The following is a 23,559-nucleotide window of genomic DNA, read 5'->3' on the forward strand; positions in this document are numbered from 1 at the left end:
AAATATTACTGACCAACACGAACCATGGCCGGACGCAATAGACGACCGTTTAGGCTATAGCCTTTTTGTAAGACCGTACCAACTGTATCTGCCGCTGCTTCTGGGTCAATACCCACTGCTTCATGAAAGTCAGCGTTGAATTTTTCGCCTTGTGGATCGACCACTTCTACGCCATTTTTGGTCAATACCGCAACCAATGCTTTGTGCGTTAATTGCACACCTTCAGCGACTGGATCATTGGCATCGGCATTTTCGATAGCTCGCTCTAAGTTGTCAACGATGTCTAACAATTCTTTAGCAAATTTCTGTAGTGCGAATTTTTTGCTTTTATCCGCTTCTTGCTCCATGCGTTTTTGCGCATTGTAAGCTTCAGCATTAGCGCGTGCAGTACCTTCTTTGGCTTGCTTTACTTCGCCTTCTAGCTCAGCAATACGCGCTTTGAAAGTATCAAGATTGATTTCGTTTTCGATAGTCGTTTCTTCACCTGAATTATTCTGTGGATCAAACTCTTTCATGGTTTCTTCTAAAATACTGTCATTGTGATCAATATTCTCATGTGCCACATTTTGGTCAAGATTTTCGTGGTTCGGGTTTTGCTCGCTCATGATAGCTCCTTGGAATTTCAATAATGAAGATTAAGAGACGGCACAGTAGACCAAATAATTGTTGGTCCTACTATGCCATTATTAAATGCTCGATGTTTCTAACTCATTGTTTTTTTAATACGCTTCAATAGCTGCTTGATAAAGGTGATGAGGACAAATTTCAAGCCTAGAGCAAAGGAATTTTTACCATTTATGACAAATATTCATGAAGTCTGATTAAAGAGATACGTTGAACGTTTTTGTTCCATGTCAATAAATCTCAATATTTACTCACAAAAAGAACAAAAAACCGCTATTTATTCCAATTGCTTTACGCTTATTAATCAAGCTATTACCAAACGATACCCTATTACTCTGCTAGCTATTTTATCATTACTATAAATATTATCGCCTACACTCAAATGCACGCTAAAAATCATTTATGAGAGCTGTTATGTCTAATTCAAAAAATTTATCTATCAATACTTTGCTTAATAAAGCATTGATGACATTGCACTTAGCGTCAAAAGAACACCTAGCGTCAAAAGAGCCATCGAACCAAGATGCACAAACGTATGCCTCATTAGAAAAACGTCTGAGCGTTAAAGAGAAACTACTCGCTTATAATCCTGTGGCAAACTACCAGCCGCACACTTTGCATTACGCAATGAAAAGTCTGGGCTACTTACCAGACCCTATTTTAGAAGGGGTGATTGGTTACCTTAAAGGCCCTAATTCAAAACAATACCTGCATGCAAACGCTCACCTGCGCCTTATCCTTGCAGTAAATAGCTACCTCAAAACACCGTTAGAACTAACTCCAATGTCGGAATTGCGTGAGAGGTTTACTGCTGATGCGGTAGCCATGCAATCACCTAGAGTATGGCAACAAGCCAGTACTACTATGCTAAGTACCATTAAACCTTTCACTAAAAAAAATGATTCACCCGTTAGTTGGAAAGATGAAACGATTGCCAATGCAGATGATGGCGACATGACTGTCCGTTGTTATAAAGCAGGCGGCAAAAAATCTGGTTTTAGAAGAAAACGTATCCATAATCCTGATGAAACAGTCATGCTGTTCTTTCATGGTGGCGGGTTCTGCATTGGTGATGTCGATACACATCATGAGTTCTGTCATGCGGTATGTGAGCAGACTGGCTGGTCTGTGGTTAGTGTAGATTATCGCTTAGCACCTGAATGCCCTGCTCCAGCAGCATTGAAAGACTGTATCGCCGCGTATGCTTGGTTAGTTGAACATTGTCACACATTGGGCGCGTTACCTTCTCGTATCGTCTTGGCAGGTGATAGCGCAGGTGGTGGTCTATCAACTTTGATTGCGCAGCAGCTGACCGCACCGAGCAAAAGCGCATGGGCAGACCTAGGGATAGATGGTCATAAAATGTTTAATCTATTAGAAAAACTACCCGAACCTCTAGCGCAAATGCCTTTGTATCCAGTCACTGATATTGAAACAGATTATCCTAGTTGGGAGTTATATGGTGAGGGTCTACTATTAGATCATGCTGATGTAGCAGTATTTGATGCTGCTTGTTTGGAGAATAGTCCACTGCCTCGCCTACATATACTGAACTCGCCTATGCTGGGTGATAATAGTAAAGTTTGCCCAACTTATATTGTAGCTTCTGAGCTCGATGTATTACGTGACGAGGCATTTGCTTATGCAAAGCAGTTGAAAGGTTACGGCGTTGCTGTAGAGACCTATACTGTGCTTGGTGCACCGCATGGCTTTATTCATTTTATGAGTGTTCATCAAGGTCTTGGACAAGAGACAAACAATATCATTCGTGGGTTTAGCAGCTTTGTACGTGAAATCATCAGTACACAATCCCAGTTAGCTGCATAGACCGTTAGTTATTTAGTTAGCCAATTATTGATTTGTATAACTAACTAATTTGTATCGCCAGATAGCGTAATCAACCAAATCTCTGAGCGCGATCCCAATCGAAAGGGAATGCCCCAAAAACCATAACCAGAGGACACGAAGAAGTGTCCTTTACCAATCTGCTCATAGCCATAGCCTAATCTATTAATAGCATTGACGATGAAATTAGCGGGAAATACTTGACCGTTATGAGTATGTCCTGAGACTTGTAAATCTATAGGTAATTGACTGTGATTATCTATATCACTTGGTCTATGGTCTAACAATATCACTGGTTGCGACGTATCTACTTGCGCAAGCAGATCGGTAGTTGCTACACGCTGACGTTTATGATTATCAAAACGTCCAACTAACCATACTGGTTGACCCTCGTGCTCGATACAGAGCACCTCATCGTTTAACAATTGTATACCTGCATTTTGCAGCGCTTCGCTAATAGGTCGCTCATGACCATATAAGTCATGATTACCCAATGTCGCATAGACACCACGTGGCAGACTACGGCACAATTCTGCTAGGTTTTGCTCCATATGATATTCATTAAAGGCATCTGTATTGTCATCCATAATATCCCCTGGCACCAGCAGCATATCTGCGCCAGAGCGAATCATAAGTTCATGCAATCTATCTATGGCTTTTACACCAAATAATCGCCCTATATGCAAGTCACTAGCGACTGCAATGCGTAGCGGCTTGGTTAAAGGCTTATCTATCTTAATAGACAACTTGCGTATGACAGGCGCATAGGCACTATATAACGAATAAATAAATAGTCCTATAAATAGGAATAGCGCTAGTATTCTTAGCCCTATAGTCATCTCATTCGATTGGTGCAACGTACTGCCTGACAAAGCAATGACCAGCAGATACCCTCCATAGAGTAGACTAATTGCCAACGCCGTCAGTATCATAAAATGCATGACTAGCATCCACCCACTAATCCAACGATAACTGTTAGCAAATGCTCTTTTTACGCTCAATACTAATAGGCCATTAGTAATAATGAATACACTGGCCCATATCATTGTCTGTAATGTTGGCATTATCCAAGGCTGGAGCCACCACTGTATGCTCAATACTGTACCTAAGCTAAATAACTGCAATAACAGAAAGATGGTGAAGAAAAATGCGTAACGCATGGACTACCCTTAGACATAACTACGGTTCAGTAATTGATTATCAGAAGATAGTTTGTGATGTTTCACATGAAACAACTGCTATATAACTATTTCTGATTTTCTAATGCTTGCTGGAGTGTCGAGTGTTTGAACGAATAACCTGCATCCAATAGCGCTTGTGGCAGCACCTTTTGACCATCAATAAGTAAGGTCGACATTTCTCCAAACATCAGCTTAAGCAAAAACTCTGGTAAAGTAAAAAACGTAGGGCGATGCAGCCATGAGCCAAGTGCTTTGGTAAAAGTATGATTGGTCACAGGATTCGGAGCGGTAAGGTTATATACGACTGCATTTCTATTATTTTCGGTACCGCTTGCAGATTTGATAGTGCTGTCACTAATAGGTGTATTATCTTGGGCTAAGCTATTGGGGTAATTGACATCTGATTCGTTAGTAAATTTAAGCTGCTGCTCGATAATAAAGATGACCGCATTGACCCAATCTTCACGGCTGATCCAGCTCATGACTTGCTGTCCATCACCCAATTGCCCTCCGACACCAAATTTAAATGGTAGCAACAATTTAGCCACCATACCGCCCTCAGGGTGAATGACCACACCTGTTCTGACAATAGCTACAGGAACATCATGATCGGTCGCTTTAAGCGCTAGTTGTTCCCATTCATCACATAATGTATGAGCAAAATCCGTCTCATAATCGCTGTTTTCAGTCAGTGGCTTATCGCCTTGTGTACCATACCAGCCGATTGCTGAGCCGCTCACCAGTAACTTGGGTTTTGTGCTAACTCGTGCGATAAAATCCAGTATCGACTGAGTAGGTTTGATACGGCTCGCCATCAACTCTTCTTTGCGCTCATCGCTCCAACGAGAGTCAGCAATCCCAGCACCTGCTAAATTCAGTATGACATCAAAGCTCATATCAGACATCGCAAGCTCGTCATAAGTCATCATATTGATATCATCGGGATGTGGTTGACCACTATTACGAGTTAGCCAAGTAATCGTTACGTCGTTATTTTGCGCGCGAGACCGTGCCACTAGCTCTCGACTAAAAGCACTTCCCAAAAACCCTGAACCGCCACTAATCAAAACATTCATACCCTACTCCCTATATGCCTCAAATATCATCACTATGACTTATCGTTGAGTTACTTATTGCTGAAGTACTTATCGTTCAATAAAAACTAGACTGTCATAACCATCGTCTACTTTTTTGTGGTTTTTATCAAAACGACTTTTACATGCTTTTGGTAAAGGAAGGTAGAAAAATAGGCAAGCTAGCAGATGGTTAATTTATAAACGCTCACATAAACAAGGCATAGCGACACCTATCACTTTGCATTGCAAGCAATCGCATCTGAGAAATTTAAGAGTTTTTATAGAGAGCGCTATCGAACGACGAAACCTGTCGTTGCATCACGAATCTTGCTAGGTAAGGTATAACCCAACGTATCGCCCTGCAAATAACCAATTTGCTCATCAAAATAAGCATAGGCGGCCTCAAAAGTGCTAGCAGGTATTTGACCTGATGGGTTGCAGCTTGTAGAAACCAATAGCCCAAATGGGTTCTCTTCACTGACCATCTGCTGGCAAAGCTGACGAACTGTAGGATGCGAGATAACTCGAACTGCAATAGTCTGATGCTGACCGGTAATCCAAGTAGGTACAGTGTTCGCAAGCGGCTGAGGAATCGGTAATAACCAAGTGTGTGCTTGACGATTATGCTGTTCGTCTCCGCTATCGTCTGTCTGCCAACTATCAATAACCTGCTTGCGCTGAACATCATCTAAAGAGGCTAGCAAAGGAGCTAAGCGAGACACACTATCAGTAACGACTATCATGCCTTTGGCTTGTGGACGTTGTTTGATATCCAAAATACGCTGAACAGCTGCTTGGTCATAAGGGTCGCAACCAATACCCCAAACGCTTTCTGTAGGATACGCGAGCAGTTGCCCTTCTTTTAGCCACTTAGCAGCTTGGATAGCAGAATTAGTAATAAGAGGTATAGGTTGGCTCATGACTTAAATGGTTCGTAGAAGTAAATTCTAATAATACCACAAGAGGGATATTGTCTAGGAGAGTCTATAACTAAGGGCTATCTATACCAGTGTCCAATAAGGGATATTTACGATACTTTAAACGCGTAAATATCGTCCACCTTGTTCGCTGATAAGACCCATTAGTTCAAGCTCCATTAGCTGACCAATCAACTGCGGCGGTGCAAGCTTGGTTGCACTAATAAGCGCATCTAAATCCTGCCCATGCCAGTCAAGCTGCTCATAAATTGCAGCTAAATGCTCAGGCACAACGACTGTGCTGCGCGCAGGCTTTATCTCAGAGGATGGTTGCTGGCTAGTAGATTTGATTGAGTTTTTCTTTATCTCAAACGCGTCAGAAGTCTGAGTGATATTCGAGTGATTGCTATTAGAGCGATTGCTATTAGAATTGGTAGCGTTCGCTGTTCTATAAGCGTCTTTATCATAATCAAGCTGACCGTTGACGTCTTCTAGTACTTGCTGAGGATGATAAATCAAGGTCGCTCCTTCACGTATCAAATGATGGCAACCCTCTGCGTTACTATTATCAATATGACTAGGAATAGCAAAGACCTGTTTACCTTGTTCAGACGTGAGACGTGCTGTGATAAGCGAGCCGCTTTTGATTGTCGCTTCCGTTACGATGGTCGCGAGACTCAGCCCAGCTACCAAACGATTGCGACGCGGAAAAGTATGTTTATGCGGCTGAGTGTGTGGTAATAGCTCACTAATAATGCAGCCACCTTGCTCAATAATTTGAGTAAATAACTGATCTCGATGATTGGGATAGTTCACATCGATCCCCGTACCCATTACACCAACCGTCCGTCCCTGGTAGTCGGAGTCTGTCTGTGCTAGCGCGCCTAAATGTGCGCGTTTATCTACGCCTATAGCTAGGCCGCTAGTAACGATATACCCTGCTTGCGCTAAATACTGCGCCATATCAAACGTGATTTTTTGCGCATGCGCGGTGGGTTTTCGGCTACCTACTATAGCGATTTGTGCTTGATGCAGGCGTGCGCTATTCCCACGATAAAATAATAATGGCGGCGGGTCGTAGATTTGTGAGAGTTGGGCAGGATAATCGGCGTCATCAGCGAATAGTAAACCATAACGCCCATCTATCAATGCTTGCTGAATCTTATCGATATTGGCGAGTGTTTGCTCTGGCTGTTCATGACGTTTGAGATGGGTGTGGTGAATACCGAGCTGCTTCCATGCCTCTACTTTGGCTTGCCAAGCAAGCTGCGGATAACCGAAAGAAGTGATCAATTTGTGATAAGCAGATAACGACGCATTCACCTCGTACCACAGCGCTAGGATAGCGCGCTGATCGTCGGATAAAGAAGAGGTGACTGCCGTCATTGTCATCTGTCTCGTATAGGCAAGCTTAGATTAGTATTTAGTTTAATATATTGCTTAATAAAGCCTTATAGCTATTTATAAATAAGGGGGTGGTAACAACTGATCGCCAATATTAAGTGGTAGCTCAGAGTCTAGTACATAAGCATAACTGATGTGATCAAAGGTACTAAAAACCATCACCATACCGCTAGGCTCGTTTGGTAGACGGACTGGTGTATCATTATCTTTAGTATCACGTACCAAAGGCCCTTTTTGATAAACCGTCAGCACATCACCCGGCTTAGCACCTTGTAAGCTACCTAAATTGATGGCGACCACACTACCCTTCGCAGCCGAGCTGATAGAGTCCATCACACGTACGATCATACCACCGCGACTGACACTTGCAGGCGTTGGATAAAAGACAGGAGGAATAGCGTTGTCTAACTCTACAAAGACGCGATCCCCTTCACGCACTTCTTTGCCATAGCTATCGATAAGCTGCAAGCTAGTCACACCATTACTTTCTGTAGAAGTAACAAGACCAGTCGCTACCTGCGTAACTTCTAAACCGATCACTTCTTGAGTTTTGGGATCTACATATAGCTCACCTTCACGGTATACACCGTAACGCTGGCCTACGATAAGCGGTACGCCTTTAGCATAGACTTTATCACCGCGCGCAGTAATTAAGTTACGGTTTTTAGAAGCTAAAATATAAGGTGTGGTATTAAAGTCTTGAGGATTCACGATAAGCGTTTTATCAAGCCAATGCTGAATAGCTGACCACGGAATAGGAGGAATGCTATTGGCCGTCGAGGTAATCGCGACCGTACTCGTACTGACACTTCCAGTAAGCTGCTTTTCAACGCCAGCACAGCCTTCACCAGTATCAACGCCAATCAGTGTTTTTCCTTGAATTACACAAAGAATGAGAACGTCATTGGGATAGATAAGGTTTGGATTTTTGATTTGCTTATTGGTGGCCCAAATTTCTTTCCAGCGCCAAGGACTGTCTAGATAGCGACCTGAGATATCCCATAAGGTATCGCCTTTTTTAACGATATAACGATTGGGCGCATCAGCTTTGATAGTTGGCGGCGGATTGTTAGCTTGAGCCGTGCTCATCAACATGGCACTACTAAACGTCGTCATTAACAGTGCTTTTGCTATCTTTTTTAAGCTCATCTTCATCGTTATATCCACAATATGTACCACTATGTTCGACGCAAAGAACTGTACTTAATTCATTACTGTAAAAATCTCTTAAATTAACAAAAGTTTAATAATATCAGAAACTTATAAGTAAAATTCTCATGGTAATTATAGGGTAACTGTTCAGTGTAATTGGCTAGAATAATTCCTAAAAAAGCGCCTAGCACGATGATGACTTGCTGACGCTGTTTCTAATATTACAATTATATCTACCATAACACAATCATAAACACTTTATTACAATGGTGTAACTTTTACGCGGATACTTTTCCTAATTAAGGATAAGACTAAAGACCGTAATTACCTAAGCAGGATTCGGTGCGACATGTTGGCGGATTTGTTCAGCAACCAGTTCAGCCTTGTTTTCCAGTACCACTATGTGCTGTGGTAAATCTTCTAACCCTTTGGTATGCGCTGGACGAGCGATATCTATTTGACCTACTGCTTCCACAATAGTATCCGCAAATTTAACGGGTAATGCCGTCTCTGCACAAACGATGATTTCGCCATCTAGCTGTAGCTCTTTGGCGACTTTAATGCCGTCAGCGGTATGTGGATCAACCAATTCACTATGCTGTTCATAAAGCGCTTTGATAGTCTGCAAGCGGTCGCTATGAGTAGATTTACCAGCAGCAAAACCGTAACGCGTATTAACTGCTTCCATCAAGTCAGACAAGTCAAAGCCTCGACCTGATTTTACGCCATCGAATAGTTCATGAACGCGTGCGCTGTCTTTCTCTAATAGCAGATAAACAAAACGCTCAAAGTTAGACGCTTTTGAAATATCCATTGACGGGCTTGAAGTGACATAAGTTTTTTCAGTCGGACGTGGCTGATAAGCGCCTTGATTGAAGAAGTCATTTAAAACGTCGTTTTCATTGGTTGCAACAATCAGACGGTCAATTGGCAGTCCCATTTCACGAGCGATATGACCGGCACAAATATTACCGAAATTACCTGATGGTACGCTAAAGCTGACTTTTTCATCGTTGCTCGTCGTGACCGCAAAGTAAGCTTTAAAGTAATAAACAATCTGCGCTAGGATACGACCCCAGTTGATAGAGTTTACCGTGCCTAGATTATAAGCGGCTTTAAACTCAGCATCTTGCTGTAGCGCTTTAACGATGTCTTGGCAATCATCAAACATACCATCGATAGCAATATTATGAATATTATCATCGGTCAAGCTATACATCTGCGCACGCTGGAATTCACTCATTTTGCCATGAGGTGACAGCATAAAGACTTCGATATTTTCTTTGCCGCGCAATGCATACTCTGCTGCACTACCCGTGTCACCACTGGTTGCACCAATGATCGTAATACGCGCGTCTTTTTTCTTAAGCACATACTCAAAGGCATTGCCCAAAAACTGCATGGCAACGTCTTTAAATGCCAATGTCGGACCGTTTGATAATCCTAGAATATATAAATTGTCTTCGAGCTTGCGGACAGGAACAATCTCTTCAGAACCAAACACCTCAGCGGTATAAGTGCGCTCGATAAGATCTTGCAAATCAGCCGTAGGAATATCAGTGGCAAAACACTGCATAATCGCCATCGCAAGCTGCGGATAGCTGAGCGTACGCCATTCATCAAGGGTTGCACTATCGATATTTGGATAATGCTCAGGCAACATCAAACCACCGTCTGGGGCAAGACCCATCAAAAGCACATCACTAAAATCCATCGGCGCTGTCTGACCACGGGTACTGATATATTTCATTAGATTGTCCTGTCAATTTTTCTAGCTACTGAATAGTAAATTTATTTTATTTCTACATCTATCTCGTTTATGTACTCTTCCCACCACTGAATAGCTTCAGCTAGAACGTCTCTACAATCAGTCCCAACATAAAATCCATTTTGTAAAGGTATATAAATCCCATCACCCAACGTAAATTTACTAGGAATAGAGTCAGTATCTACAACAAATAAATCAATAGGGGAAGACAGTAGTCCAAACTCATATTCTTTTAGAATTTTATTCCTTTCATCTTCAATGAACTCAAAGAATATTTTATTAGCTGCTGCTTCTTTGTTTTCTTTAAGACTTTTCCATTTATTACTGACAGTTATTTTCATTAGTTCAGATTGTAGAGAGTCAACTTTATCTAATATATGTCCAATTGCTCTCGCTAGAGTAATAGCAGCAACCCATAGTACTCTAAAACTCTCATAATTCGTTTCATTTTCTAACATTAAGTATGACTGCCGCAAATCACCCAATACTTTTTTAGCTTGAGTAGTCATTACTTTAACTCTTCATCAACAGCGCATAATAGAAGCCATCACCATTCACGCTATCAATCGGTAAGCACTGACGACCAATCGCTTGTTCGATACCCCAACTACAATCTTCGGTAAACTCAATCGCTACCGCATCATTATGATGAGTGATGAAGTCCTGCATTTGCTCGACGTTCTCTTGCTTTAAGATAGAACATGTCACGTACAGCAGATAACCACCAGCTTTGAGTTGTGGCCATAGATTATGCAAGATGTCTGCTTGTAGCAGCGCCGTTTGCTCGATGTCTTCTTCGGTACGCAAGATACTGATATCAGGATGACGACGAATCACACCTGTCGCGGTACAAGGAGAGTCCAATAATATCGCATCAAATACCGGCTCATTTGTCGCTGCTTTTTTATTCTTGCCATGCTGCCATCTGGTCGCATCTGCACAGACGATATTCAGTGCGATGCTGTTATTTGCTTGCTGCAAATCATGCTGACTTAGGTTTAAACGCTGTAAATTCTCACGAATACGCTCTATACGGGGTGCTTCATTATCAATAGCTGTTACCTTGATATCAGTAATCGCAGGTGACGTTTCAGATGACATCTCATTATTGTCTTGTTTCACGTGAAACAACGATGATTCGTCGTTAGCGCTTATGAGCTCTAACCAATGAGCAAGCTTGCCACCAGGTGCCGCACAAGCATCTAGAATATGTATCTTATTATTCGTATCAGATTTTTCATTACTAAGCTTAGCCATCAACGCTTGATTAATAATCGGTGCAGCGAGCTGGGCATGCATATCTTGAACGCTAGCCGTTCCTAAAGCGAAATCAGGCAAAGCGTTAACGGCAGTGCTTTGATGTAGTCTAAGACCTTTGGTTGATAGCGTGGTAGAAGTGGCAGACCCTGATGAGTTTGCTACCTTAAAACCAGTCGTTAGCTCAACGATATCTGCATCAATTTCTGCGCCATCCAATGCATGCTGATAACCCTCTACCGAAGTAACCGAAGAGTTCACTCGTAAAAACATCGGTGCTGGCTGACGCAAACCTTGTGTCAGCTCATCATACTGTTCGCTCCAATCTTGTTTAAGCTGATAAGCGAGCCAATTCGGTAGACTATGCTTTTTATCGCATTTCTTACGGAATTTGCTTGGATTCTTGGCGACTTTACGCAAAATAGCATTTACTAAACCAGTCGAATGAGCGAACTCAATTTCTTTGGCAGCTTCAACGGTTTCATGAATTGCAGCATGGTCAGCCACTTCTAAATATAGCAACTGTACTAAGCCGACTTGAATAGTGGTACGCACTTCAACTTCGTCGATAGGGTTGTCTGCTAAGCTATCGAGCAAACGTGCCAGCGCATGCCACTGGCGCAATGTCGTGAGCAGTAACGCATGGGCAAAACCTTTGTCACCATCGTGCAGACTATTTAGCAATGGATCAAGGACGCTTGAGAGCGACTGACCGTTTTGGATAGCCAGTAAGGTACGAATCACACGCACGCGTACGCTGCCATTCATAATAAGATTGCTTGATGGTTTGAGCTTATTGTTTCTAGGCGCAGTACTGTTTTGTCTCATTAAATTTCATTTCCTTGACGTATGATCGATAGCGTCTTGTGCAAGTAGGTTAAATATAAGTAACGTTATTTTGTTTCTGACGTAAATTGATCGCCGTCATTTAATTGGTTGCCATGGCAAACTTGTTCGGCAGTCATTGGTTTACCACCCGCAAACTGCAAGTGAGTAATGGCTAAAGTGGTGGCTGATGATTCAGCGTCACTCTCTTTGCCACAAGCGACTAAGATCGCTTTTCGTCCGACACTGATGACCGTCCCAGCAGGTTCATTGGTTTGCTGCGATGTATTTACAGGTAAGCTAGCCAACACTTTGACGCGCTGCCCTGCTAGGAAAGTATAAGCACCTGGCCATGGTGTCAGCCCACGAATTTGGCGTTCAATAGCGGCGGCAGGCTGCGACCAATCAACTTCGCCTTCGGTTTTGACCAGTTTTTCAGCGTAGTTAGCTTGACTATCGTCTTGAGCGATAGCTTGAGCTTGATAAGCAGCTAAATCTTTTAGCACCGTACTAATGGCTGTCGCACCAAGTGCAGCCATCTTATCATGTAGGCTAGCAGCGGTATCATTAGAGGCAATACTTTCGCTAACTTTATAAAGCATGTCACCTGTATCAAGACCTTTGTCCATCTGCATAATGGTAATACCGGTCTCATCGTCTCCGGCCAAGAGTGCACGATGGATAGGTGCAGCACCGCGCCAGCGTGGCAACAGTGAAGCGTGAATATTCAAGCAACCATGAGTAGGTGTCTCTAATACACCAATAGGTAAAATCAATCCGTAAGCGGCGACAACCATCACATCTGGTTGGTAGGTGCGCAGAGTTTGCCTAGCAGCTAGCCCTTCTGCACTAGACTTTTTAAAAGTGACTGGCTGCTCTACAGCGATATCATGTGCCAACGCAACTTCTTTTACCGCAGAGGCTGACAGCTTCTGACCACGACCTGCTTTACGATCAGGCTGCGTGTAAACAGCGACTATCTCTATATTCAGCGCTTCTTGCTGCTTAATTAACGACTCAAGGCTGATAGCAGCAAATTCAGGTGTACCCGCAAATACTACCCTTAATCGGTTAGTAGTTGGGTTATCATGGTCAGTAAGCGAGTTAGATGTATCAAAGGTAGGAGCAGTTGTAGTCATAATCATGCATTATATAAGGTTTATTTGTTCATTATAGGTGAGTTTACGGCGCAGTGCCATGATTGTAATGACCTCACTTCATGATAACCAATGACATTATTTGCCTTTATAATATCAAGGACATCGAACGTTCTATTTATATTTTTTACAAAACAATTTGGTGTTAATAACCACTCTCTGTAAACAGTAAGCCGTTATTCTGCTATAAATAGAAGGTAACACTAAAAGTTTTAGACAATTCAACTGTCGTATAATTCATCTACTGTATGTAGAAACTTAATTTTATTTCACTATATTCTTTCGTGTCGAGATAGGGCCACGCTTTCATGCAACAGTTTCAGTCCTTACAACGCTTATTGATTTTTTATGCCTTGTCTCTCACGGTTATGTTACTGCTGTACTATGTCACAATGTTTGATGGGATGAAAAAACATAGTGAGCAACATAGCATAGATACTTTTTATGCCCTACAGCACAGTATTATTGAGCATGCAGCGCCTGTAGATAGTGAAATAAAAAGAATCTTAGAGCAACCTACTTTTGATCACCTTAGCTATCAGCTGATTTTAATGATGCCTTCTGGGCAGACCTATATTCATCATAATACTCGTCCTAATGAATCTGCTTTTTCTACCGTTGCTTTCCCTACCATCGGTACATCAGCTTCTAGCAGCAGCGACCATAGCTCTTATACAGTCAATAGCAGTGAACTAACAGGAATCATTAATCTAAAAAGCGGACATCAGGTTTATATCGTATTACGCCATGAGCCTTTTGTTGTTGACTGGATATCTTACCGTTATTGGCTTCCTTTGATGGTCGCCATCGTACTATTTTTCATGGCATTGCTCTATATGCTCAATCGTCGAACCAATTGGGAGCAATTACTGGTTTATACGGATAATTTGAGTAGCCGCGCCAAAGAATCTTATACGCCGCCGCCGTTTTTACAAAAGAAATCTACTACCGAGTTCATGCTGTTAGGTCATGCGCTAAGTCGCGTCAGCTACCAACTACATAATGACTATCGGCGTATCAAAACACTGTCTCATCGTTTAGAACGCTTGGTTGATCAGGCACCCTTACCGATGTTGATGAGTATACGACATGGTCAAATTAGTTTCTATAATCAGCGCTTTGAGCAAGTATTCACCCCTCCTACCCAGAGTGAACAGAGCTATGAGCTGACTGATTTCGTTGAAGGGAAAGATGAGGCCACTCAAATACTGTTAAAAACCATCTCAAGTTTACGTGTTACTCGCACACTGATAGTTTATGGCTTGGAAAACAAACAAGCCTACCAACTACACGTGACACCATGGTTCGGAGAACATGGGCAAGTTCACGGTTTTACTGTGATTTTTAATAATGTTGATGAAATTTTCCATCAATCTGAACAACTACAGCTGCACAACCAACAACTGCAATTACAAATTGATGAATCAAACGAAGCCCAAGCATTTATAGGTCGTAAGTTAAGGTTACCACTAGAGAAGATAATTGATTCGTTGGAACCCATCGACCCTTCAACATTGACGGCTCAAGGCAAAAAAACTCTAAATACATTGATTGCAACCAGTCAAAGCATGTTGACTGTGCTTAATGAGACGCTAGCAACAGAGGAAGTTGAAGTCAGAAAAACACGTCTAAGTATAGAAACGGTTGATATTTATAAGTTAAGTAAAGAAGTTAGCAATTTAGTCACACAAGAAATAAGACAACAAGGGTTAGAATTGATCTATTTCTTTGCGCCAGACTGTCCTCGTTACATCGAAACTGATTACATTCGACTGCACCATATCCTATTAAACATGTTGAAAAACGCTATTAGCTTTACAACATCAGGCTATGTCGCGCTCACTGTTGATCGTGTACCTGAAGATAAAGTAACGCGAATAAGTAATCAGCATTTAACTCCTAACAATGACATAGCAATGCCTGCGCAGACATCTTATTGGATTCGGTTTAGCGTAAAAGACACTGGAGTAACTATTACTCCTGAGAGAAAAAATCAATTAGTCAATATCTTGAATCAAAGCAATCATAACTTAGTTGAAGACAGTAATATTGGCTTGAGTGATGCCAATAGCTTTGCTCAGTTACTCGGCGGTTTTATCGAACTAAATAATACGGTGGATAAAGAAACGATATTTAGCCTCTACCTTCCTTATCCTCATGCCACTTATCAATCGGTATATCATCGTTGTTCGCAGCTGCCCCATATTCACCTTATCGCTGTCATCAATCAGCCTCTAGTTGCTGAACATTTACAACGTTTGTGCGAGTACTTAACGATATCCGTGACTATCTACAGCACTTTAGATAGAGCTACTGTACAGCAGCTAAAAAATAAATTAAAACAAGATGAGCAAACCGTCATTCCTATCTTGTTATTAGATTATGAATACAGCGAATCCATCACCTTATCAGCTCATGCGAGCAACAAGTATAGCGAGCAACAAGAAGTGTTAAACGACCTAGTCGCTACGCCTTCACTACCGAAGATATTACTTAGCATGAAACTTGAAAGGCATATCCCTTCTACTTTACTAGGCCAATATGATGGATTTTTGACCAAACCCTTGGACGCAAGTTTACTACTGTCTGAACTGCTACGTTTAACCTTGTTTGCAAGGAAAACGCTAAACACACTGGTCAAACATCAATATGACAGCAGTCTATCTTTTGTAGAAGATATACCTAAGAAAGAAATCTTGTCTCCACTGATTTTGGTCGTAGAAGACAGTCCTACTAACCAAAAGATAGCCTGTAAGATGTTAAGTAAGCTTGGTTATCGTAGTATTGTCGCAGAAGATGGACAGCAAGCACTCGAGAAACTCAAAAGCCAACGTGAAGAAATCTCTTTGATTTTGATGGACTGCCGAATGCCCGTTATGGATGGCTTACAAGCCACACAAGTGATTCGCTCGCAAGGTGATAAAATACCGATTGTGGCGCTAACTGCGAATAATACAGAAGAAGATCGCGAGGCTTGTATGCAAGTAGGTATGGACGAGTTTTTATCCAAACCCATTAGTAAGAAAGACTTAGAATCCGTTTTGCAGAGTTTTATACAATAAATCTCTAGTGCAAATAAAAAACACCCTATCGATATCATTTAATCAAAGTAATATGGATAGGGTCGAAAACTTGGTACGAGGATAATATTTCGGTAAGCTTAATTATTATTTCATAAACCCATTATCGGCCAAAAATGTTTCTGTGATTTGGCTTTGCGGGCTTGATGCATTCATACCGCCAGATTGAGATTTATTTAATAGACGCTCTAGATAACGGGCAACGATATCTACTTCAATATTAACTTTATTACCTACTAACCAATGCTTAGCGATATTCGTCACTTGAGCAGTATGCGGAATGATATTTAGAGAGACAATATTGTCACGCACTAAATTGGTCGTCAGACTAATACCATCTACTGTAATAGAGCCTTTGGTCGCTGTATAGTGCGCCAGCTCCTGCGGTATCTCAATTTCAATATAGATAGAACGAGCATCTTGTTGTAATTTACTAACGACCCCTACTCCATCTACATGACCAGCGACGATATGACCACCAAAACGAGTCGTTGGTAGCATGGCTTTTTCTAGATTGACGGTATGACCTGCTTTTAACCCTTCTAATGCTGTTCTAGCAATAGTTTCACGTGAAACATCAACAGAATAGTAGTTACTCCCGAATTCCACCACGGTTAAACAAATACCATTTGATGCAATAGAATCGCCTAGCTTCACGTCACTGAAATCCAAGTCATCAGACTCTACTGTCAAACGTATGTCACCGCCTGTCGCCTGCATCGATTTAACTTTTCCAACGCTTTCTATAATTCCAGTAAACATATTACCCTCATCTCATTACAGTATTGCCGTTATAGGCGAATATTTTAGTTTATCAAATCATCTATCAATTCTTTATCACAACTTGTTCAAATAACTGACAGTGCAACATCGTTAGACTTGACCTTTAATAGGATAGATTGTGGATAAGTAGGGATAAATCAATAGAGATATAGCTAGAAGTCTCTATAAATACATAGTTATCCACAACGAATGCAAATTTTACATGAAGTATACCTATCTAGTAAAAATATAATAAGTTATTGATTTTAAATAATATTTACTAAAAAGATCAAGGTGGACACATCTTATCTGTTTCATGTGAAACAAAGTTATGCACAGTTCCATGTGAAACACGTAAATTAATGATCAATTTATCCACATTCTAAGCTTATTTTTATAGTTTATGGACAATGTGCTCATACGAAGAATATTTATAAAGGTAATAAGGTTAATTTGAGATCTGGACCAAGCTGCTGATGACTTTCTATATCAAATCGTAACTGCTGAGCAAGGGACATAGGATTGAAATCAACCATGGGACGTGCTTGCTCACCAAGTAAGCAAGGTGCTTGATACACGATTAGCTCATCTACCAACTGTTGACTCAAAAAACTACCTGCAACGCTAGCACCCGCTTCTACTAACACGTCATAGCATTGATACTCACTGACTAACTTAGCCAACAACGCCGACAAATCGTCTTCATGCCAATAGATAGTATCTGGATGCTGACACAGCTGATACTCAGACTGTAGGCTGTGCTTTAAACGCTGACGCCTATCAAGTATGACTATCTTAGGGTTAGGTATTTTTTCAGGTGGTACGTCCAATTGTCTTGAGCGCACATTGAGCTGTGGGTTATCAGTTATTACAGTTTCACTACCTGTGATAATCGCGCCACTTTGTGCTCGTATTTTTTGTACATCTTCGCGAGCAGCAGTTGATGTAATCCACTTTGATTCGCCAGATGCCATCGCTGTACGACCGTCTAGACTGGTTGCTATTTTCAATCGTACATAGGGCATCTGAGTTCGCATGGCTTTTAGAAACCCACGGTTTAGTACTTCTGCCTGCTCTGTCAGGACACCGACCGTTACCTCAATACCAACCTGCTCTAATAGTTTCACACCGCGACCTGCAACCTGCGGATTAGGATCTAGACCTGCAATCACAACGCGATTTACCTTAGCGGCAACAAGCGCCAACGCACATGGCGGCGTACGTCCCGTATGACTACATGGCTCTAATGTAACGTAAGCAGTTGCCCCTGCTGCCTGTGTACCAGCCTCGTTAAGCGCGAATACTTCTGCATGTGGCTCACCAGCTTTAGGATGAAACCCTTGACCAACAATCTGCTCTGCCTGAACAATAACGCAGCCCACTGCAGGATTGGGTCTAGTAGTATACAAACCGCGCTTCGCTTGTTCGATAGCAAGCATCATAAAGTAGCGGTCTTGTGCATTTTGAGCATGGCTTTGAATAGACATAAGGCTAGGCTTAATAAAGGATTGAGGGTTCTATATAAGAAAATAAACGTTAAAAGCTGATTGGCAATTAGAATTCACTTATCAACTAAGGCTTACTTCGCCTACTTTTCATTTGGACGAATATTGGCAATTTCCTGATGAAATGCATCGATATCTTGAAAGTCTCGATACACGCTAGCAAAGCGTACATAGGCGACATCATCCAAAGTTTTGAGTTCACTCATGATGATTTCACCCAAGACTTTACTACTAATTTCTCGCTCACCCATCTGCCTAACACGCTTTTCAATACGACTAATCATCGCCTCTTGTTCATCGATAGTGATAGGACGCTTTTGTAAAGGTAGTAAAATAGAACGGCGCAGCTTTTCATTGTCGTAAGGTTCAATCTTGTTGCTTGATTTGATAATCCTTGGCATGACAACTTCTACCATCTCAAAAGTCGTAAAACGTTCTTGGCAGCTGTTACACGAACGGCGTCGACGTACTTGTGCACCTTCCGCAGCAAGACGTGAGTCAATAACCTTGGTCTCTGACGCATTACAGTACGGACAGTGCATAGCATTTCCTTATTTTACGATTGAGAATAAGAGCAGTGTTTTTAAGTTAGCTAGGTTTATTGGATAATAACAAAGACCACTTACCAGTTATTTACCAATACAAAAGCTGCCGAATATCTTACCCAATAAGTCATCGGCGCTAAACTCACCCGTAATTTCACCCAAGCTCTGCTGCGCCTGACGTAAGCTATCAGCAACCAATTCACCCGCTTCGAATACCGTTAATTGCTCATGGGCTTCTGCCAAGAACTTAGCAGTTCGTCTAAGTGCATCGAGATGTCTGGTACGAGCGATTAAGCTATTCTCTGGTGGATGAAAGCCTACTTTCTCACATAGTGCTTCAACCAAATTATCGATACCAATGCCTGTTTCACATGAAACATTAACTTGCTGATAGCCTCTGTTCTTGATTTCAGCTTGGATCATAGCAGCACTTTCTTCTCTATCATTATCGCTCAATAAATCGCTCTTATTAGCAATAATTAGTAAGCGTTTAGCTTCTGGTAATTCACCAAATAACTGTTCAGCAAGCTGCAAAGGTGTGCTCTCTTCTTCAACATCGCGAGTCACATCGTAGACCATCAGTAGCATATCAGCTTGCGTGATAGCAGTACGGGCACGCTCGATTCCGATACGCTCCACAGTGTCTTCTGTCTCGCGTAGGCCTGCCGTATCGGTCAGATGTAGTGTCAAACCATTGAGTACAACTGTCTCTTGCAGCGTATCACGTGTAGTACCCGCGACATCAGTCACGATAGCACGCTCTTGCCCTGCAAGGCGGTTAAGCAAGCTAGATTTACCTGCGTTTGGCCTACCTGCTAGCACAACATGGATACCGTCGCGCAAAAGCTGACCTTGCTTTGCCGTTGCTAAGACTTGTTGTATCTTATCTTGCGTTTGCTCAAGTTTACTTTGTATGACGCCATCAGACAAAAAATCGACGTCTTCTTCATCAGGGAAATCAATCGCAGCTTCGACATGTAAACGAAGGTGAATGAGTTGTTCTAGTAGCTGGTTAATTTTTTGTGAAAACTCACCACTTAAAGAACGAATCGCACTACTAGCCGCGGCAGCACTAGTCGCATCAATCGCATCAGCGATCGCTTCGGCCTGTACCAAGTCCAATTTATCATTATCAAAGGCACGGTAAGAGAACTCTCCTGCACTCGCTTGCTTGGCACCTAGCTCAAAAACTCGTGCAAGTAACTGGTTTTGTAAAATAACACCACCATGCCCTTGCAGCTCAACCACATCCTCACCTGTGAATGAATGAGGACCTTTGAAAAACAATACCAATCCCTCATCGATGACAGTGCCATCAGCTTGATAAAAACGACAAAAGCTGGCCATCCGCGGCGTAAAAGTAGACTTATCTGTTAGAGCGCATGCCATGTCGTAAGCACGACTACCTGATAGACGTATGACACCCACACCCCCTCGCCCGAGCGGCGTTGCAATCGCAGCAATTGTGGGCAATCCAGATGTATTAGATTTTTCAGAAGAATTAGGTACGGCTAATGCTGTCTCTAAGGAATCCACAATGACTCTCAATGTTTAAAAGCTCCATTATAGACGTCTGGACTCATACTGACAAAGCAAACTTTGAAAGGTAGCCGCATCAGACATATTTTCGTTTCAATATTTATAAACTGTGGATAATGTTGATAAGCTGTGGATAACATTTACCACTTATCCACCACCTATAAAAAAACCACCGCTTGCGCGATGGTTTTTGGTGTTTCTGACAAAGAACTAATTAATCGACTACTTTTACCGTACGACGCTTCTGCTCTTCATCGACTTTCTTATTGACGATATATTGCTGAGTCATACTAAACAAGTTGTTGACTGTCCAATATAAAACCAAACCTGCTGGGAAGAACAGCATGAATGCAGTAAAGATAATCGGCAAGAACTTCATGACTTTTGCTTGCATCGGATCTGCTGGCTGCGGATTCAACTGCTGCTGTACAAACATTGATGCACCCATTAGCAACGGCAAGATAAACCATGGATCCATCGCTGATAGATCTTGAATCCACAAAATCCATGGTGCATGACGCAGCTCAACACTCTCTACCAACACCCAATATAAAGCTAAGAAAATAGGCATTTGCATTAAGATTGGTAGACAACCTGCCATCGGATTAACTTTTTCTTCTTTGTATATCGCCATCATTTCTTGCGACATTTTCATCCGATCATCGCCATGCTCTTCTTTGAGCACTTTGAGCCTTGGCGCAATGGCACGCATTTTAGCCATCGAGTAGTAGCTCTTATTAGAGAACCACATTAAGGCAATTTTTACTAAGATAGTCAGTAAAATAATTGACCAACCCCAGTTACCAACAACCTTATGCACACCTTCCAAGATAGCAAACAAGACCTTTGATATTGGCCACAGTAGACCATAATCAACTGTTTTGTTAAGGCCTACCGCAACGTCTTTTAGCTCAGACTGAACTTTTGGACCTGCATACAGTGTTGCATTTAAAGTAACTTGTTTGTTTGGTGCTACGTTCACTGGTTGGCTATTAAAACCAATAAAGTAATCACTACCTGTTTCACGTGTGAAGAATTTGCCAGTGAAGTTTTCAGGCGTCCAAGCAGATACAAAGTAATGCTGTACGATACCAACCCAGCCTTTATCGCTAGTGGTCGTCAACTCACCATCACTAAAGTCGCCAAATTTCAGCTTATTATAAGGATCATCTGGTGTACCCCAAGCACCGCCTAGATAAGTCGCCATGCTCAGCGCGCCTTTATCAGACATACCAGGATCTTTACTATCATCACGCTTTAACTGTGCAAACATCTGACCTTGCCAAGCATTGGTAGACGCGTTTTGAATCTGATAGCTAATATCGATTGGATATTTATTTTCAGTGAAAGTGAAAGTCTTGGTAATCGTCACACCGTCTTTTTTGTAAGTAAGCGGCACTGACAACGTTTGCTGTCCATCTTCCATCACATAGTTGTTAGCAGTATGGTTATAAGTCGCTCTACCTTCTGCTGTATCGATACCGTTCTGACCAATAAGTCCAGATTGAGCCACATACACACGGTTACTGTTGTTTTCTAACAATACGAAAGGCTTATCGCTATCGAGCGTTGCGTCATACTGCTTGAGCGCAGCATAAACAATATCACCACCTTCTGGATTGATTTTTATATCATAGCGATCAGTTGTTACCGTGATTAGACCAGCGTTTTTCGCAGGAGTCGCTGTCACGGCACTATTATCCACAGGTAATGTCTGTACCGGGATATCACCTGCTGCACCAGTAGTAGAAGGAATGTCAGCACCTACCGAACTCGTAGTTTCTGGCACCGCATCTACAGCTGGAGCATCGGCATAATCATCTCGCCATGCCAAAATCAGCAGATAAGCGGTAATTAGCATCGCAATGATGATCATCACCCGAAATATCTTTTGCATAAACCTTTCCTAGATTAAAAAATTAGGGAATGAAAAATTAGGGCATGTGTCATGACTGACCTACACAGCTGTCGTGTAACACTGCAACTGTATCAGTAGTCATTTACATAAAATGTGCATCATTTTACTAAAAATCTGTCTCAAATGATACCAAGAGTGTGGATAACTTGTGGGTAACTTAATAGAGTATCTATCTGAGACTAAAGAGAGCGACTTCATGTTGATTTCATCAAACGATTAAGCTGTGAAACATAGCTAGTATTGTCTCGATAGACACCCAAACCCTGATTATCAGTATTTGGTACATCAGTAAAAGATATGTATTGATAGTTATAAGAAGCTAAGGGTAAGGGTACAAAGTCTATGCCATGCCCACCTAAAGGGTGACACCTGCTAAGACGTTTCAACAGCAACCAACCACCCTTACGAGCGCCATGCCATGCTAAAGCTTGTTTGCCATAATTTGAGCACGTCGGATAATAGCGACAACGAGCAGGTATTATAGGACTAACTATTTTTTGATAAAAAACAATTAAGTTAAAAAACACTTTATATAAAATTTTATTTATAATTTTTATTTTTATTTTTAATAAAGTATTCATTTTATTTTTTTTCTATTTTTTTAAATATATTAATTATTTGATTTTTTAGCTCTTTATTATCTATATCTTTAATAGATTTTTTGACAATAAAAACAATATCTTTATTTTCCATTTTAAAAGCTTTGGTACGGAACTCTTCACGCACATATCTTTTGATTAGATTACGAGCGACAGCAGTAGGTACTTTACGCTTAGTAATAGCCATACCGACTCGCGGCTGTGCATGCTCGTTGGCGCGTACAAAAGCCATTAAATGACTCTGATGAATCTTGCGCTCAGGTGCGTCAAATACCTCACGAAAGGCTGCAGGAGTAAGCAGACGTTGCTGTTTAGTGAAACTAGCTGCAGGTGTATCTGAAAGTGTATTGGACATAGTACAACCTAGTAGAATAACGATAGAAGAAATAATAACAAATTATAGAG

19 protein-coding genes are annotated in these 23,559 nt (G+C 41.6%); 2 read left to right on the plus strand and 17 right to left on the minus strand.

Going from position 1 to position 23,559, the window contains the following annotated elements; translation table 11 throughout:
- Positions 1-5: 5 nt before the first annotated feature.
- Entirely contained in the window at positions 6-605 is a 600-nt protein-coding gene (gene grpE, locus QL886_RS07155) for a nucleotide exchange factor GrpE (protein ID WP_057762215.1), read from the minus strand.
- A 433-nt stretch (positions 606-1,038) separates the two neighbouring features.
- Here grpE and QL886_RS07160 point away from each other — a divergent pair, with 433 nt between their 5' ends.
- Positions 1,039-2,451, plus strand: a complete 1,413-nt coding sequence (locus QL886_RS07160) for an alpha/beta hydrolase (protein WP_290178159.1) — start codon at positions 1,039-1,041, stop codon at positions 2,449-2,451.
- Positions 2,452-2,495: 44 nt separating this feature from the next.
- Here QL886_RS07160 and QL886_RS07165 read toward each other — a convergent pair whose 3' ends face one another.
- The 9 genes from QL886_RS07165 to fmt all read right to left on the minus strand — a co-directional run bounded on the left by QL886_RS07165 (position 2,496) and on the right by fmt (position 13,188).
- Positions 2,496-3,629 carry a metallophosphoesterase gene (locus QL886_RS07165; protein WP_290178160.1) on the minus strand — a complete coding sequence of 378 codons (1,134 nt, stop codon included), beginning with the start codon at positions 3,627-3,629 and terminating at the stop codon, positions 2,496-2,498.
- 86 nt (positions 3,630-3,715) lie between these two features.
- Positions 3,716-4,726 (minus strand): TIGR01777 family oxidoreductase, encoded by a 1,011-nt coding sequence (locus QL886_RS07170; RefSeq protein ID WP_290178161.1) that lies wholly within the window; start codon positions 4,724-4,726, stop codon positions 3,716-3,718.
- 290 nt (positions 4,727-5,016) lie between these two features.
- Positions 5,017-5,646 (minus strand): L-threonylcarbamoyladenylate synthase, encoded by a 630-nt coding sequence (locus QL886_RS07175; RefSeq protein ID WP_290178162.1) that lies wholly within the window; start codon positions 5,644-5,646, stop codon positions 5,017-5,019.
- Between the two features lie 117 nt (positions 5,647-5,763).
- On the minus strand, positions 5,764-7,029 hold the full coding sequence (gene dprA / locus QL886_RS07180) for a DNA-processing protein DprA (RefSeq protein ID WP_290178163.1): 1,266 nt from the start codon (positions 7,027-7,029) through the stop codon (positions 5,764-5,766).
- Between the two features lie 75 nt (positions 7,030-7,104).
- Positions 7,105-8,202, minus strand: a complete 1,098-nt coding sequence (locus tag QL886_RS07185; protein WP_290178164.1) for a LysM peptidoglycan-binding domain-containing protein — start codon at positions 8,200-8,202, stop codon at positions 7,105-7,107.
- 325 nt (positions 8,203-8,527) lie between these two features.
- A complete protein-coding gene (gene thrC, locus QL886_RS07190; RefSeq protein ID WP_290178165.1) occupies positions 8,528-9,949 on the minus strand; it encodes a threonine synthase in 1,422 nt (473 codons plus the stop codon).
- 41 nt (positions 9,950-9,990) lie between these two features.
- Positions 9,991-10,476: a hypothetical protein gene (locus QL886_RS07195; protein WP_290178166.1), complete on the minus strand. Its 486-nt coding sequence runs from the start codon at positions 10,474-10,476 to the stop codon at positions 9,991-9,993.
- Positions 10,477-10,480: 4 nt separating this feature from the next.
- Positions 10,481-12,052, minus strand: a complete 1,572-nt coding sequence (locus QL886_RS07200; RefSeq protein ID WP_290178168.1) for a transcription antitermination factor NusB — start codon at positions 12,050-12,052, stop codon at positions 10,481-10,483.
- A gap of 65 nt (positions 12,053-12,117) precedes the next feature.
- On the minus strand, positions 12,118-13,188 hold the full coding sequence (gene fmt / locus QL886_RS07205; RefSeq protein ID WP_290178169.1) for a methionyl-tRNA formyltransferase: 1,071 nt from the start codon (positions 13,186-13,188) through the stop codon (positions 12,118-12,120).
- Between the two features lie 326 nt (positions 13,189-13,514).
- Here fmt and QL886_RS07210 point away from each other — a divergent pair, with 326 nt between their 5' ends.
- A complete protein-coding gene (locus QL886_RS07210) occupies positions 13,515-16,268 on the plus strand; it encodes a hybrid sensor histidine kinase/response regulator (protein WP_290178170.1) in 2,754 nt (917 codons plus the stop codon).
- A gap of 105 nt (positions 16,269-16,373) precedes the next feature.
- Here the strand turns inward: QL886_RS07210 and QL886_RS07215 are convergent, their stop codons facing one another.
- The 7 genes from QL886_RS07215 to rnpA all read right to left on the minus strand — a co-directional run bounded on the left by QL886_RS07215 (position 16,374) and on the right by rnpA (position 23,509).
- Positions 16,374-17,048, minus strand: a complete 675-nt coding sequence (locus QL886_RS07215) for a riboflavin synthase (RefSeq protein ID WP_290178171.1) — start codon at positions 17,046-17,048, stop codon at positions 16,374-16,376.
- A gap of 431 nt (positions 17,049-17,479) precedes the next feature.
- A complete protein-coding gene (gene ribD / locus QL886_RS07220; protein ID WP_290178172.1) occupies positions 17,480-18,535 on the minus strand; it encodes a bifunctional diaminohydroxyphosphoribosylaminopyrimidine deaminase/5-amino-6-(5-phosphoribosylamino)uracil reductase RibD in 1,056 nt (351 codons plus the stop codon).
- Between the two features lie 101 nt (positions 18,536-18,636).
- Entirely contained in the window at positions 18,637-19,095 is a 459-nt protein-coding gene (nrdR, locus tag QL886_RS07225; protein ID WP_057762240.1) for a transcriptional regulator NrdR, read from the minus strand.
- Between the two features lie 87 nt (positions 19,096-19,182).
- Positions 19,183-20,571, minus strand: a complete 1,389-nt coding sequence (gene mnmE, locus QL886_RS07230) for a tRNA uridine-5-carboxymethylaminomethyl(34) synthesis GTPase MnmE (protein ID WP_290178313.1) — start codon at positions 20,569-20,571, stop codon at positions 19,183-19,185.
- Positions 20,572-20,851: 280 nt separating this feature from the next.
- Complete coding sequence (yidC, locus tag QL886_RS07235; protein WP_160021025.1) at positions 20,852-22,534, minus strand: membrane protein insertase YidC; 1,683 nt, start codon at positions 22,532-22,534, stop codon at positions 20,852-20,854.
- 215 nt (positions 22,535-22,749) lie between these two features.
- A complete protein-coding gene (yidD, locus tag QL886_RS07240) occupies positions 22,750-23,136 on the minus strand; it encodes a membrane protein insertion efficiency factor YidD (RefSeq protein ID WP_290178173.1) in 387 nt (128 codons plus the stop codon).
- 1 nt (position 23,137) lies between these two features.
- Positions 23,138-23,509, minus strand: coding sequence for a ribonuclease P protein component (rnpA, locus tag QL886_RS07245; RefSeq protein WP_290178174.1), 372 nt, complete (start codon positions 23,507-23,509; stop codon positions 23,138-23,140).
- Positions 23,510-23,559 lie beyond the last annotated feature (50 nt).

Origin of the sequence: Psychrobacter sp. APC 3281 (assembly GCF_030407815.1) — a bacterium.
GTDB lineage: Bacteria > Pseudomonadota > Gammaproteobacteria > Pseudomonadales > Moraxellaceae > Psychrobacter.

Excerpts from the sequence above, each read along its gene's own strand:
- dprA (WP_290178163.1), bottom strand. The coding sequence starts at position 7,029 with ATGACGGCAGTCACCTCTTCTTTATCCGACGATCAGCGCGCTATCCTA.
- fmt (WP_290178169.1), bottom strand. The coding sequence starts at position 13,188 with ATGACTACAACTGCTCCTACCTTTGATACATCTAACTCGCTTACTGAC.
- yidC (WP_160021025.1), bottom strand. The coding sequence starts at position 22,534 with ATGCAAAAGATATTTCGGGTGATGATCATCATTGCGATGCTAATTACC.
- QL886_RS07175 (WP_290178162.1), bottom strand. The coding sequence starts at position 5,646 with ATGAGCCAACCTATACCTCTTATTACTAATTCTGCTATCCAAGCTGCT.
- thrC (WP_290178165.1), bottom strand. The coding sequence starts at position 9,949 with ATGAAATATATCAGTACCCGTGGTCAGACAGCGCCGATGGATTTTAGT.
- QL886_RS07160 (WP_290178159.1), top strand. The coding sequence starts at position 1,039 with ATGTCTAATTCAAAAAATTTATCTATCAATACTTTGCTTAATAAAGCA.
- QL886_RS07185 (WP_290178164.1), bottom strand. The coding sequence starts at position 8,202 with ATGAAGATGAGCTTAAAAAAGATAGCAAAAGCACTGTTAATGACGACG.
- grpE (WP_057762215.1), bottom strand. The coding sequence starts at position 605 with ATGAGCGAGCAAAACCCGAACCACGAAAATCTTGACCAAAATGTGGCA.
- QL886_RS07165 (WP_290178160.1), bottom strand. The coding sequence starts at position 3,629 with ATGCGTTACGCATTTTTCTTCACCATCTTTCTGTTATTGCAGTTATTT.
- nrdR (WP_057762240.1), bottom strand. The coding sequence starts at position 19,095 with ATGCACTGTCCGTACTGTAATGCGTCAGAGACCAAGGTTATTGACTCA.
- QL886_RS07195 (WP_290178166.1), bottom strand. The coding sequence starts at position 10,476 with ATGACTACTCAAGCTAAAAAAGTATTGGGTGATTTGCGGCAGTCATAC.
- ribD (WP_290178172.1), bottom strand. The coding sequence starts at position 18,535 with ATGTCTATTCAAAGCCATGCTCAAAATGCACAAGACCGCTACTTTATG.
- QL886_RS07210 (WP_290178170.1), top strand. The coding sequence starts at position 13,515 with ATGCAACAGTTTCAGTCCTTACAACGCTTATTGATTTTTTATGCCTTG.
- QL886_RS07200 (WP_290178168.1), bottom strand. The coding sequence starts at position 12,052 with ATGAGACAAAACAGTACTGCGCCTAGAAACAATAAGCTCAAACCATCA.
- QL886_RS07170 (WP_290178161.1), bottom strand. The coding sequence starts at position 4,726 with ATGAATGTTTTGATTAGTGGCGGTTCAGGGTTTTTGGGAAGTGCTTTT.
- rnpA (WP_290178174.1), bottom strand. The coding sequence starts at position 23,509 with ATGTCCAATACACTTTCAGATACACCTGCAGCTAGTTTCACTAAACAG.
- QL886_RS07215 (WP_290178171.1), bottom strand. The coding sequence starts at position 17,048 with ATGTTTACTGGAATTATAGAAAGCGTTGGAAAAGTTAAATCGATGCAG.
- yidD (WP_290178173.1), bottom strand. The coding sequence starts at position 23,136 with ATGAATACTTTATTAAAAATAAAAATAAAAATTATAAATAAAATTTTA.